Raw genomic sequence first — 12783 nt, 5'->3', positions numbered from 1 at the left:
TTATAAAAAACCGACAAAATGGAGAGATACTTGCTGTGTTGTGATTGGGGGACGACGTCTTTCCGGTTGCGGTTGGTCAATAGGGAGAATCAGACGGTAATTGGAGAGGTATTGTCGCAAAATGGTATTGGTAACACGTTTAATCATTGGAAAGAAATAGAAAATAACGGCATCTCCAGGGAAACCTTTTTTCGCCAGGAATTGAAGCAACACATTGATTTACTGGCGGAAAAAGTAGCTTTGAATCTCGACGGTATTCCCATGGTGCTATCTGGCATGGCTTCATCTTCGCTGGGCATTCAGGAAATTGCTTACGCTACCTTACCATTTTCGCTCGACGGGAAGCACACCATGATGCGGCATTTTGAGCAAGGAGAGGACTTTCCACACGATATCCTGCTCCTCTCGGGTGTGTGTAGTAACCATGATGTAATGCGCGGGGAAGAAACAGAGCTGATCGGATTGATTGGGGCAATGGATTTGGGTGACAAGGATGCGATCTTTATTTTTCCCGGGACGCATTCGAAGCATATGTTTGTGCGGGATGGTCGGCTAATTGATTTCAAGACCTACATGACAGGCGAAGTTTTTAATCTGATGGCCCGGCACAGCATACTGAGAGATTCTGTCGAGCTGGATGATGCGACCTATTTTTCCGAAAATGCCCGGGAATCATTCATTACCGGGATCAGGGAATCGGGTTATGGCGATATTTTAAATACATTATTTACAGTAAGAACTAACCAGCTTTTTGATTTATTAGATAAGAAACAAAATGCAATGTTCCTGAGCGGCCTGCTGATCGGTGCGGAAATGCGGCATCTGACAAAAGAAACGGGTACGCAATTGGTATTATGTTGCCAAAATAACCTTTTTAAGCTTTATAATGCTGCGATTGAAGCATTGAACCTTTCAGGAAGAACAACTATCATTCCGGCTATGACAGTAGGCAGGGCCGCGACGATCGGACAGATTAAAATATTTGAACATCAGAATTTAACATTGAACAAAACCAATTTATGAGTGAGCGTACATTTTCCCGTGAGTTATTTGAGAAAGCACCCTTGGTTGGCATCATTAGAAATGTGTCTCCTGACGATATAAAGCGTATTCTGCCTATTTACCGCGAAGTGGGACTTACTACCATTGAGATTACCATGAATACGGCTGGCGCAGCGGAAATCATTCGCTATGCATTGGAGAACGAGGGTGAAGGACTGAATATTGGTGCCGGAACGGTGTGTACCAAAGACGACCTGGAAATTGCGCTGGAAGCCGGAGCGCAATTCATCGTCACGCCCATTATCAATAAAAAAGTGATCAAATCCTGTGTCAAAAAAGGCATACCAGTCTTCCCGGGCGCATTCACGCCAACGGAAATCTACAATGCCTGGACATTAGGAGCTACGATGGTCAAAATTTATCCTGCTACATCACTGGGGCCCGAATACATTAAAGATTTGAAAGCGCCCATGCGCCAGCTCAAATTGCTTCCTACCGGTGGAGTAGGGCTCGAAAATATGGAAGCGTTTCTGAAAGCGGGGGCAAATGGCCTGGGGATCGGCGGGCAACTTTTTGACAAAAAATTGATTCAAGACAAAAACTGGGACGGGTTGAGGGAGCATTTTCTGCAATTCGTTCAAAAACTCGCCGTGTAATGGGTACCACCAAAAATTATCGCTGGATCATTGTGGTCTTGCTTTTCACAGCCACCACCATTAATTACCTCGACCGGCAGATTATCGGCTTGCTGAAACCCATTCTTGAAAAAGAATTTGTGTGGACAGAAACCGATTTTGCACGCATTGTGATGGCTTTTACGGCTGCTTATGCGGTGGGTTTGCTACTTTTCGGCTGGCTGATTGATAAGATCGGAACGAAGTCAGGGTACTCCATTACCATTGTGTTTTGGAGCATTGCAGGTATGTTGCATGCGGTGGCGCGCAGCGCGTTTGGTTTTGGCCTGGCGCGGGTTGGGCTTGGGCTCGGCGAGGCTGGTAACTATCCTGCGGCGGTGAAGACGGTGGCTGAGTGGTTTCCCAAAAAGGAACGTGCGCTGGCGACCGGGTTGTTCAATGCCGGAACGAGTGTCGGCGTTGTTGTAGCATTGATACTGGAACCATGGATACTCGAACATTATGGCTGGCAGGGAGTGTTTTGGATCACAGGAGCGCTGGGTTTCGTATGGCTGATTTTCTGGCTGATTTTTTACGACATTCCGACGAAACAGAAGCGGCTTAGCAAAGAGGAACTGCATTACATTACCAGCGGACAAGATCAGGACGAGAATGAGGCGGAAAAGCAGCCCGTAAAATGGATCAAACTTTTTACATTCCCGCAAACCTGGGCTTACATTACCGGAAAAGGCCTCATTGACCCAATTTACTGGTTTTTTCTGTTCTGGCTCCCGTCTTACTTTGCTTCTACATTTAACCTGGATCTCAAAAAGCCAAGTCTGGAACTGATGCTGATTTACACGGCGACTACGGTCGGCAGCATCGGCGGAGGTTACCTTTCGTCCTGGCTGATCAAAAAAGGCTGGCCGACATTGAAGGCACGTAAAACGGTGCTGCTGGCCTTTGCATTTCTGGAACTATCGGTCATTCTGATCCAGTTTGCGACGGGCGTTTGGGTGGCTGTGGGGCTGATCAGCTTGGCGGTTGCATTGCACCAGGCCTGGGCGACGAATGTGTTTACCTTGCCTTCGGATTTATTTCCAAAACAGGCTGTGAGTTCGGTTGTAGGTATCGGTGGCATGGCAGGGGCGGTAGGAGGGATCCTGTTCCCGATCCTGATTGGCGATCTGCTCGATACTTACAAGGCAGCGGGCAACATTCAGGCTGGCTATAACATTATTTTCACGATCTGCGGCTGTACGTACCTGGTAGCATGGCTGATCATTCATTTGTTGACCAAAACGGTGAAGGTAGTGGAGTTGGATGATTTGCGTTAGGAGGATTTACCTTTCAAGCTGTGGACTTTGCTCTGGTTTTTTAATAGATTTCAATCAGATTTTGAAGATCACCTGCTGCAATTCTTTCAAAGACTTTTGGAACCAGAAGTTTCAATGTTTCCCGCCTGTTATTGAAAGCACACAAAACAAAAATAGTTACTGCTAGTCTTTCAATGTTCTGCTGATAAGTGAGATTTCGGTCTACGGTCACAAAGATTTCGAAATGATCTTTAATCATGAGATTAAGCAACTCACCATTCTTTTTCCCTAGCCAGCCTTTGTCTCTTACAGTCCACACTTCATGCTCAATTCCAAAATCTTGACGAAGCTTACGTGGCAAACTCTCGTCAAGCAAAATTTTCATTTAGCAGTTTTTCAGATGTCAGGGTCTTTTTAGCCATTTCTAGCACGGCCAGTGCAGTTTCTTTGGAAACTGATGGAAAGTCATCAAGGAATTCCGCCAGATCCTCGCCTCCTTCAAGGTAATCAAACAAATTTTGAACAGGAACACGAGTTCCTGCAAAAACCGGTGCGCCGCTCATTATCTCGGGGTCAATACTCACTCGTCCGTATAGCATATCCTGATTTTTATGTTAATTCAAATATACAAACTTACCATATATGTGCGGTCAAATTACGGAGTTAATCCAAAGCTTATGTACCTTATTATACGTACACCCACTTCATTGATTGTGCTTCTGCTTAATATTCCTTTGATTAATGAAAATATTTTTCCTTACTTCAATTCTGTTTGTTTCATATGATCACTTGAATGGAGGAAGACAAACATTTTGTAATATTGAGATACTTAGAATGAAACAACACCACATTTCATCAATATGATCAACATTACCAGAACTGATTCCGACAACAACGACTTCATCACTTTAATCAAATCCCTGGACGCCTACCTGGCCACTACCGACGGCGACGAGCATGCTTTTTATTCCCAATACAACAAGCTTGACAAGATCAAACATGTCATTGTCGTGTACGACGACGAAACGCCCATTGGCTGCGGGGCGATCAAAGTTTTTGAACCAGAAACGATGGAAGTGAAACGAATGTACGTAGCTCCCGAGGGCAGAAATAAGGGTACTGCCTCCCAAATTTTGGGCGAACTGGAAAAATGGGCAGCAGAATTAGGTGCCACGCGCTGCATTCTGGAAACCGGCAAAAGGCAAACCGAAGCCGTCGCGTTCTATAAAAAGAACAATTATCAGATTACTGCGAATTATGGCCAGTATGAAGGTGTGGCGAATAGTATTTGTTTTGAGAAGGTGTTGGGTTAGATGATTGTTGCTAAAAACTTGCCTTTCCGATGGTACTGTCGGCATTTAGCAGTTCAATTTGCAGGCTAACCTTTGCTTTCAAAGCCGAGAAAACTCTCATTAATGTGTCAACGGTAACATTACCCGCATTATTTTCCAGTCTTGAAATCTGTGCTTTTTGTACACCAATCAATTTTCCAAGTTCTTCCTGTGTAAGATGACGTTCCAAACGGGTTTGCTTGATAGCATGCCCCATCAGGTCAATTTGTAAATCATATTCGAATTTATCGCGGGCTGGTGTACCGGTTTTGCCGATTAACTGATCCTGAACTTCTTCCAGTGTGTAGGTTTTCATTTCGTTTCGTTGTTTGATTTTTCTTTCTCTTGAAAATACTTATCCCTGATCTGGAGGGCTCTTCCAATTTCGGTATCGGGAACTCTACTTTGCTTTTTTACAAATCCATGTGTCGAAATAACTAGTGTTTGCTGAGTATTACTCTTATCCCAAAATGCAAGCAGGCGGCAATGAGATCCACGATATAGCGTTCTGAATTCCCAAATTTCGTTAGTTAGTTTTTTGAAAAGTTCGGGATCACGACTGGTTTGAGCCTTCCTGATGTTATAAAGTATTTTCTCCGAATGCTTTTTGTCAATACTTTTAAGAAAATCAAATGCTTCTTCGAGCATAATGATGTCGAATAGTTTCTCAATCATTTCTGGATATAATGTGTGTGTTGTAAAGATATAAATAAGTTTCATTGAAAGGAAACTTATTCCCTAGGCAATTTTTGAATTAGATTTAAAATAGAGGTACATCCCTACTTATTCCCCTCAAACCACCCCACAATCTCCGGATACAAATCAGCCAGCACCTGTCCTTTTTTCCTATTCCTATACAGCTTCACCAAAAACTGATCAAATTCGGCGAATTTTATAAAGCCGCGTGAGTTGACCATCATGTTTTCGGTTTGCTGAATCAGCTTTTCCTGCTCGTTTTTGGGTGCGTAATCCAGGTAGCGGAGGCATACCAATGCCCAGTTCATATATTCATTGAAGGAGGCAAATGGATCATTATAGTACTTGGCGGGTTTCTCCGGATTGTTCCAGGTAGCCAGATTAGCAAAGGTTTTGACTATCCTTTCTGCGTATTGCGGTTTTGCACTTTCGGGATTGATGAATGCATGATTGAGCTCAGTAAAAACGATGGACCCGTCTTGAACCAGCGAGGCTTCTTTGGAGTATGTTTTTGGTTGGTTTGCACTATGGAACGGAAAGTTGACGTGCGCCTGCGCTTCCTTAAAACCGTCGAATTCAAACCATGTGGCTGACTGGTTACTGGCTACCAATGGCGAAAATATGATTTTGAATGAGTCATACTTTGTAGATGGAAAGTTGATGACCAACCACTTTTGCATTTCAGGAACTCCGATGGAATCACGGTAACTGGTGATGAGGCCGTCATAATAATTTTGATGCTTTTTGTAAAAATCAGCAAACTTGCTTTTAACAGCGAATTCTTGCAAAGCGGGGATTAGTGACCGTATATTGTTCGTGTTTGAAAAGCCAATACGATCGTAAACATGACTTTGCACTATCTTTTCGTTTTGGTATTCAAATGCGTAAGCATCCATTTTCGCGGAAAAATAGTTGTCGGGATTTGCAATTTCGGCATTCACAGCTACAACCGCCGGGTCGTTATGATACTGATCAAACCATTGCAGGACGTCAGAATAATAGGTATTGTTCTTCCTGATCATGCCATTGTCCTTCTTTCCTTCATTCGTGATCGCCATCACAACATTCATCAATTCGTAAACCGGCGGGATTTCTACGAATGTTTTTCCGGTATGTGACTTTTTATAATCGTCGGAAAACCTTGCGCGGGGAACGTCGAGATGACCTTTGATCGCCGTAAATGCGCTGTCTTTTCCATTTAACAAGATGACAAATGCTTGATAATCATCGGGTTTTACGTCAAATCGAATTGAATCTTTGTTGGTAATGAATGTCACAGCCTTACCCGCCTTTGGAACGTAAACATCATAGACATCTGGTTTGATATCCGGAGAAATATTCCAGTTCGATTTTCTCAACTCGCTCCCGACTCTGATATCGACACTTTTACCTGATGCCCTGATGACTTTAATATTCTGAGAAAATGAAACGGCTCCATTGAAAATCGAAATGAGTGCGATGAAGAAGCAGGCGAGTGCGAGTTTGCTCATGATGAAGATTAATTTTATGTATAAAGGTTACAAAATAGCGGCTTTAACTATTTCTGTCCTTATTTTAGTTGAAATTTATTCATTCACTCCGATGCAGAGAAGAGACTTTGTCAAACTAGGCAGTATGCTTGCTGCTACCGCTGATACCAATGGTGCTTTTGCCGGAAATAATTCTTTAAAAAACCCTTTGAAATCGGCACAAGCTGTGGATTTCTTGCATGACGGATTGAACCAGAGTCCGAAGGAATATGCCAGTCTGTTGATGAAACTCGCGGATGAAGGTAAGATCAAGGCGGATTTTTATTCCAATGGCGGGGTAGTGGAGGAATTGGAGAACAAATTTGCCCAATTGCTCGGAAAGGAATCCAGTGTGTTTATGCCTACTGGGACTTTGGCAAACCACATTGCCATGCGAAAATTGTCAGGTAGTAATCACAGGGTAATCGTTCAGGAACAGAGCCATATTTACAATGATACAGGGGATAGTTCGCAGATTTTGAGCGGGTTAAATCTGATACCATTGGGTGCCAATACCGTGGAGTTTTCTTTGAAAGATGTTGAAGCGATCATTGCCAAAACCAAACTGGGCCGCGTGGAAGCGCAGATCGGTGCTATCGCGATCGAAACACCGGTGAGGCGCCAGCAGGATAGAATGGTGAGTTACGAAAGCCTGAAAAAGATCACTGATTTTGCCAAAAAGAATGGTATCAAAACACATTTGGACGGTGCGAGGTTGTTTAAGCAAGCGGTGCATACCGGTGTAGAACCTAAGCGTTACGGTGAACTGTTCGATACTGTTTTTACTTCCATGTGGAAATGCTTTAATGCTTCTTCGGGCGCTATTTTGGCTGGTGATCGGTCATTTACTGCGAAACTGTTCCATGAACGACGAATGTTCGGCGGCGGGCTGCCGGCAGCCTGGGTTTTCGCCGCGGTAGCATTGCATTATGCCGACGGTTTCATGAATGAGTACAAATTGGCATGGTCCAGCAGCGAGAAATTGTTCAAAGAGCTGGGAAGGAATGAACGCGTCAAATTCGGTACAATAGAAAATGGCTCGCATTTTGTAAATCTCCTACTTATAAATGCTAATCCGGACAAATTCAAGGAAGGCCTGGCGAAAAGGAATATTGAAATAGCTAAATCGGGTGATCACGGTTTTATGCTGAAAGTGAACCCTTCTATCAATAGGATTCCGGTTCAGGAACTGACAGGCTTATTTTTGGAAGCGTTGAAAGAGGCTTGAAAAATGAATGAGTTATTGGTGTTGGACGTACCGGGCCGCCGGGCGGTCAGAGACTACGCCCAACATTAACCATAAAATACCCTTGAATCGCAACCAACCACCAACAATGCAAAACATCTTCTTACCCGAAACAGTAGCTCAATTAACGGAGCGGATCGCCGTACTTCAGCCGGAAACAAAGCAACTATGGGGCAAAATGAATGCTCCTCAGATGCTGGCACATTGCAATGTCGCTTATGAAATGGCTTTTGAAAATATACATCCCAAGCCGAACATTCTAATGAGGCTGCTGGTGCAGATTTTTGCGAAAAGTACAGTTTGTGGAGATAAACCCTATGTCAAAAGTCAGCAGACTGCCCCTGCATTCGTCATTACCGGCGACAAGGATTTTGAACTGGAAAAAAGCCGACTAATTGGATATTTGAAGAAAACGGCAGAGCTTGGGGAGCAACACTTCAATGGTAAAGAATCGTTAAGTTTTGGGAAACTCACCTCAACGGAGTGGAATACCATGTTCTACAAACATTTAAATCACCATCTCACACAATTCGGAGTGTGAGGTAACAAATTAAAACCATGATTGACAAACTAGCATTCATTGAAATTCAAGACAAAAAAGTCCTCGTTGCGCGGACCCGCGGTCGCGACATATTTTATCTTCCGGGCGGTAAAAGAGAACTCGGTGAGTCCGACGAAAATGCCTTAACTCGTGAGATTGAAGAAGAATTGACTATCATCATTGATCCCGCATCCCTCGTATTTTACGGTACCTTTCTAGCACAAGCGCACGGCCAACCCGAAGGTGTAATGGTGAATATGCGTTGCTACGCGGGCCTTTACTCGGGTGAGATAGCGCCTTCCGCTGAAATTGAAGAGATCGCCTGGCTGTCCTACGCCGACCGCGAGAAAGTATCCGAAGTCGACAAAATCATATTTGACGACCTGCTCGCAAGAGAATTACTGGACTGATTGGTTAACCGGCAAGTTGAACGTATTCATTCAGAATGCGTTCAAGTTCTGTTTTTTTGTTTTCAATGTCTTGCATATCGGTAAAATATACCATTCGCCGGTCTTTGTAATCGCCTTCTAGCAATGCAGATTTTATCTGAACAATCGTAACGTGATGAAATACGAGGTGCACATTTTTTTGCGATCGCGGGTTAAAAGTCAACAGATCGGCTGTGGTGTAATAACTCGGCGCATTCCATTTGATCCTTTCCGAGATTTTCGGATCGGCGTTCAGGATGATCTGACGGACCGCTTCAATTTCTACCTTTAACGGATGTTCCAGTTTGCTCATAAACTCGGCAACTTGTTCGGTGTCGGTTAATTTCTTTGCCCTCGGTTTTGAAGCAGGTTTATCTTCCTTTGGCATGAATGCTGGGTTTAAGAGTTTTGTTGCAAATAACAAAAAAAAAGTAAAAGCCTTTGACATGCAAAAGCTTTTACTCACTCTTCAAGTTTCTTTTATCATGCCCAGTCGATGGTCGATCCACGATCACTGAAATAATAAAAGGAGGGTCTAACGAATCGTTAATTGATGGGTTAGGTTAGGGTTATTTTTTTCTTTTTTATGCGCTTGCTCCAAATGGCCACTCCACCATCTGCAAACTGTCAGGAAGACTAGGAGCACGAGCAGCATAGACTGCAAAATGAAATACTTGTACTTTACGAATCTCATATTGAACACAGGCTAGGTCTTACAGTATCAAATGTAGAAATAGCTTTATAAAATGCAGAGAAACAGGCATTCCAAAAACATTCCAATTCGTTACAGTCTGATTATGTGCGTATTATATTGTGTCCACGACATCATGCAAATCCGCTTCCTCGGGGATATTGAGCTTTTTCCTGATACGGTGACGGATTACGCGTACGCTCTGGACCGAAATCCCGAGCGTACTAGCCATTTCTTTATAAGTCAGATTTAGTTTGGAAAGTGCCATAAAGCGTGTTTCGGCAGGGGTGAGGCCTGGTAGTTTTTCCCTTAGCCGATGCAGGTAGCCGGCGTGGATTTTCTCAAAAAGCGCCCTGAAATATTCCCATTGCTCATCAGTGAGAATCGTGCTTTTTTGCAGTTCGATTCTTGTCTCATCACTTACATTGATACCATATTTAGCACTTAGTTCTTCAACGAGCAGGTTCTTTTCGGAAATGCTTCTGGTAAACTCTTCCAGCTGAATGGCCGCAAATGTGAGCTCCTGCTCGGCTTTGATCAGCTGATCGTTAATGACCCGCTGTTTTTCCCTGGCCTGATAGTAATGCGTTTTGTAAAAATAAAACAGTACTACTACCAAAAGCACCATCAGAATCAAGAGAATATTTCTTTCCAATGTCTTGATCTGTTTCTCGGCCGCCACCCGTTGCATTGCGGCACGGTGCGATTGTAATTGGGACTTTTCGGTGGCTCGCAACATCTGGATCGAGTTGAACTCATTAGCCAATTGGTCTTTTATCTGGTTTGCAGAATCAAGGTAGGTGCTGGTCAGCTTAATGTCGCCACGGGTAGCATACACCTTCGCGAAAACCTGGTAAAGTTGCTCCAACGGTTTGAGAAGCCCGGAACGGCGGACATTTTCTCTGGCCTGGAGCATTGTTTTTTCTGCATCCTCAATCCGGTCGGTTTTGAAATAAATATCGCTCAGCAATGTGAGTGACCTGGCAGCTTGGCTATGGTCTCCGAAAATCAAAGCCTGATCTACATTACTTTGTAGCAGTGGTAATGCTTTTTGGTAGTCTCCCCGCAGGTAGGCAGTGAGCCCGAGGTCGCCCTGTGCTATTCCCTTCCAAACGTCGTAGTCGTTGATCCCCACATTATCCATGATCCATTGAAAGTAAACATCAGCTGAATCCAGCCTACCTAATTTAATGTGACTTAGCCCGATCGTATTTCGCGCCGTGTTGTGCACACCCCGGTGGTCTTCAATTACTTCTGCGGCGAGCGCCTCCCTGGAATAGCGTATGGCATTTTTGAAATCCGCGAAGAAGTAGTAGGCTTCTGCCATTTGCGTGAGGGTGTAGGCTTTTTCGGGAAAATCTTCCGCCGTTACTTTTTTAAGCAGCGGGTAAATTTTGAGATACTGCTCGAATGCCAGTTCATAGTTCTTGGTTTCATACCAGTAAAAGCCTCTCAGCATCATCCTTGCCCTAATCTGGATTTGCAGATTGTTGGCTTTTTCTGCTTTTCTGAGCACAGTCCTGGTACCACGGATCAGCCTGCGAGGGTTTTCTTTTTTGATTTGCGCTTTCAGAAGCATCACTAGCAGATTGGATTCCAGTACCAGATCTTCGTCTTTGGCTTTTACCGCTACTTCATGCAGTTTTTGAATAGATTTGAAAGATTCGATGGTGTCGAACTTCATGACGTGCTGCACGATGAACTTTCGAATGGCTGTGTAACGCTGTGCATGCGTTTGGTTGACCATGTTTTCAAACTGCGCGAATGCAGGCCAACAGAACAGGCTTAGCACACAAAAAAGAGCAATGAAACGATTGGTAAGCAAATCTTTCATTCGGGAACAGCAAAAGGAGGTAAGCGGCAAAAATAGCAATATTTAGGTAAGAAATTGAAACGAAAAACAGGTTTTCCGGACATTTAAGCCAGAAAACCTGTTTGCAAAACCAGATCGTTTTATGCATATAGTGTGTTAAAATATCTTAGCGATTGTTTTTCGAAGAGACCCGTTCGATTTTTTCGGAGCGGATCAAGGAAATGGCCCAGACAATCATGATGAAGCTTAAAAAGATAAGTACCTCTCCTTCACGGGCTATGCGTAATGCTGAATAATCCATTGTCGTAATGTTGTTAGTATGGAGGATAAATAAATGTGTATATAACAGTAAATGTGAAATCAGGATGCATGGTAAACGGAAAGCTCGATCGCCCGGGTTTTGCCCCAGGAAATTTGCTTCACTCCCAGGATATAATAGCTTCCGTCGGCTGTCTGATAAGTAATGACCGTATTAGAAGGAAGCTTTTCAGCCGAAAATGAATAGCCGGGTACGTGGTTTGGTAAAAGGTACTTCGGCGCGATCGCCGTATTTAGTTCTTGCCAGCTAAGGCCTTTCGCAATGGGTGTACCGGATGTAAAGGACTGAATTTTGGAAGGCGGTAATGCAGTCGTCAACCCTTCGCGGGAAATCCAGTTTACGGCACCGATCGGATAGTCTGACAGCACATAAGGGTTACCGAAGTCTACATTTTTCTCGAGGGAAATGACAGCGGTTTTTACGAGTTGCAATTCAAATGTTTTTGGGAATTCAACTGCCACTTTGATTGTGTCAGATTGCGCGGTGAGTGCTGGTGATACGTTGTTCTGAGAAATGCTTTCGGCGGCATCCGTGTTGAAAGTGCCACTGCTGAAATACCCTTTTAATGTGAGGGTGATACTGATCGTAATCAGAACGGGAATGAGACTTTTCATTTTTTTGAGTAGTAAAGGCTTTTGGAGGTCACCTGCCGAATGGCAAATGGCGCTGTTTCGAACGCATTGCAAACTTACGATCAGCGTAAACCAGTAGTCAAATCAAGAGGGTATACATGAGGTAAACCCTTATCACATACGGGTATACAAATGGTGTACATGCATTCAAAACCCGCTTCGTTTGTCAAAAAGAATGGATTTTGGAAAAAAATGGAGTTTTACGAAATGGAGACGGCTTGGGTATAATTTTCCAGAGCTTGCCCATAATTGCCCTGTTCTGCGCCAAGAAACGCTACGTATGGACGTATCCGTATTATCAGACGGACAAAAAAATGGCGGTCATTTCTGACCGCCGGCAACCCACAACAAAGAGTGGCACAGTTATTAATCTGCGATTACATGATTGTAGTCCTTGACTAATCTAAGGTCTCGAAAAACCTGTATTTGTGGTCAATCATCATGTTATTGTATGGAAAACAGCAATGTGAATTGCTCACAAAACAATCACGAATGATCATCCTGCCCGGAAGTTACCGGTTCCTTTTAACATGATGAGGGAGGTTGCAGGTACTAAGCTAGTATAAATCTGGCGGCTGTCAAAAGAATATTTTTTTTTAATGTTTGAAGGTGCATTGGCATAGGTTTTTTGCCTTTTTTGAAATCT

15 protein-coding genes are annotated in these 12783 nt (G+C 43.7%); 7 read left to right on the top strand and 8 right to left on the bottom strand.

Annotated elements, in window-relative coordinates; genetic code table 11:
• The first annotated feature begins 18 nt into the window (after positions 1-18).
• Genes ABIO93_RS22735 through ABIO93_RS22725 form a run of 3 tightly spaced genes read left to right on the top strand, consistent with a single transcriptional unit; the run spans position 19 to position 2953 of the window.
• Entirely contained in the window at positions 19-1023 is a 1005-nt protein-coding gene (locus tag ABIO93_RS22735; RefSeq protein WP_348071957.1) for a 2-dehydro-3-deoxygalactonokinase, read from the top strand.
• Positions 1020-1658 (top strand): bifunctional 4-hydroxy-2-oxoglutarate aldolase/2-dehydro-3-deoxy-phosphogluconate aldolase, encoded by a 639-nt coding sequence (locus ABIO93_RS22730; RefSeq protein ID WP_348071955.1) that lies wholly within the window; start codon positions 1020-1022, stop codon positions 1656-1658. The genes ABIO93_RS22735 and ABIO93_RS22730 overlap by 4 nt, the downstream gene beginning before the upstream one ends.
• Positions 1658-2953, top strand: a complete 1296-nt coding sequence (locus ABIO93_RS22725; RefSeq protein ID WP_348071953.1) for an MFS transporter — start codon at positions 1658-1660, stop codon at positions 2951-2953. The genes ABIO93_RS22730 and ABIO93_RS22725 overlap by 1 nt, the downstream gene beginning before the upstream one ends.
• Positions 2954-2993: 40 nt before the next feature.
• Here the strand turns inward: ABIO93_RS22725 and ABIO93_RS22720 are convergent, their stop codons facing one another.
• Both ABIO93_RS22720 and ABIO93_RS22715 read right to left on the bottom strand, forming a co-directional pair.
• Positions 2994-3317, bottom strand: a complete 324-nt coding sequence (locus ABIO93_RS22720; protein WP_348071951.1) for a hypothetical protein — start codon at positions 3315-3317, stop codon at positions 2994-2996.
• A complete protein-coding gene (locus tag ABIO93_RS22715) occupies positions 3301-3531 on the bottom strand; it encodes a DUF433 domain-containing protein (protein WP_348071949.1) in 231 nt (76 codons plus the stop codon). The genes ABIO93_RS22720 and ABIO93_RS22715 overlap by 17 nt, the downstream gene beginning before the upstream one ends.
• Before the next feature lie 261 nt (positions 3532-3792).
• Between ABIO93_RS22715 and ABIO93_RS22710 the strand changes: the two genes are divergently transcribed.
• Complete coding sequence (locus tag ABIO93_RS22710; protein WP_348071947.1) at positions 3793-4245, top strand: GNAT family N-acetyltransferase; 453 nt, start codon at positions 3793-3795, stop codon at positions 4243-4245.
• Between the two features lie 10 nt (positions 4246-4255).
• Here the strand turns inward: ABIO93_RS22710 and ABIO93_RS22705 are convergent, their stop codons facing one another.
• Genes ABIO93_RS22705 through ABIO93_RS22695 form a run of 3 tightly spaced genes read right to left on the bottom strand, consistent with a single transcriptional unit; the run spans position 4256 to position 6449 of the window.
• Positions 4256-4579: a helix-turn-helix transcriptional regulator gene (locus ABIO93_RS22705; RefSeq protein ID WP_348071945.1), complete on the bottom strand. Its 324-nt coding sequence runs from the start codon at positions 4577-4579 to the stop codon at positions 4256-4258.
• A complete protein-coding gene (locus tag ABIO93_RS22700; RefSeq protein WP_348071943.1) occupies positions 4576-4983 on the bottom strand; it encodes a type II toxin-antitoxin system RelE/ParE family toxin in 408 nt (135 codons plus the stop codon). The genes ABIO93_RS22705 and ABIO93_RS22700 overlap by 4 nt, the downstream gene beginning before the upstream one ends.
• A 59-nt stretch (positions 4984-5042) precedes the next feature.
• Positions 5043-6449 carry a DUF4932 domain-containing protein gene (locus ABIO93_RS22695; protein WP_348071941.1) on the bottom strand — a complete coding sequence of 469 codons (1407 nt, stop codon included), beginning with the start codon at positions 6447-6449 and terminating at the stop codon, positions 5043-5045.
• A gap of 91 nt (positions 6450-6540) precedes the next feature.
• Here ABIO93_RS22695 and ABIO93_RS22690 point away from each other — a divergent pair, with 91 nt between their 5' ends.
• From ABIO93_RS22690 to ABIO93_RS22680, 3 genes are all read left to right on the top strand, one after another.
• Positions 6541-7695: a beta-eliminating lyase-related protein gene (locus ABIO93_RS22690; protein ID WP_348071939.1), complete on the top strand. Its 1155-nt coding sequence runs from the start codon at positions 6541-6543 to the stop codon at positions 7693-7695.
• 106 nt (positions 7696-7801) lie between these two features.
• Complete coding sequence (locus ABIO93_RS22685; RefSeq protein WP_348071937.1) at positions 7802-8254, top strand: DUF1569 domain-containing protein; 453 nt, start codon at positions 7802-7804, stop codon at positions 8252-8254.
• A 17-nt stretch (positions 8255-8271) separates the two neighbouring features.
• Positions 8272-8664, top strand: coding sequence for an NUDIX domain-containing protein (locus ABIO93_RS22680; protein ID WP_348071935.1), 393 nt, complete (start codon positions 8272-8274; stop codon positions 8662-8664).
• Between the two features lie 4 nt (positions 8665-8668).
• Here the strand turns inward: ABIO93_RS22680 and ABIO93_RS22675 are convergent, their stop codons facing one another.
• From ABIO93_RS22675 to ABIO93_RS22665, 3 genes are all read right to left on the bottom strand, one after another.
• Positions 8669-9070, bottom strand: coding sequence for a DUF1801 domain-containing protein (locus tag ABIO93_RS22675; RefSeq protein WP_348071933.1), 402 nt, complete (start codon positions 9068-9070; stop codon positions 8669-8671).
• A 418-nt stretch (positions 9071-9488) separates the two neighbouring features.
• On the bottom strand, positions 9489-11207 hold the full coding sequence (locus ABIO93_RS22670; RefSeq protein ID WP_348071931.1) for a tetratricopeptide repeat protein: 1719 nt from the start codon (positions 11205-11207) through the stop codon (positions 9489-9491).
• 339 nt (positions 11208-11546) lie between these two features.
• On the bottom strand, positions 11547-12119 hold the full coding sequence (locus ABIO93_RS22665) for a hypothetical protein (protein WP_348071929.1): 573 nt from the start codon (positions 12117-12119) through the stop codon (positions 11547-11549).
• Between the last annotated feature and the right edge of the window lie 664 nt (positions 12120-12783).

Origin of the sequence: Dyadobacter sp. (assembly GCF_039919315.1) — a bacterium.
GTDB lineage: Bacteria > Bacteroidota > Bacteroidia > Cytophagales > Spirosomataceae > Dyadobacter.
Note: the sequence above shows the minus strand (reverse complement) of the source record. Positions and strands in the feature narration are given on the sequence as shown.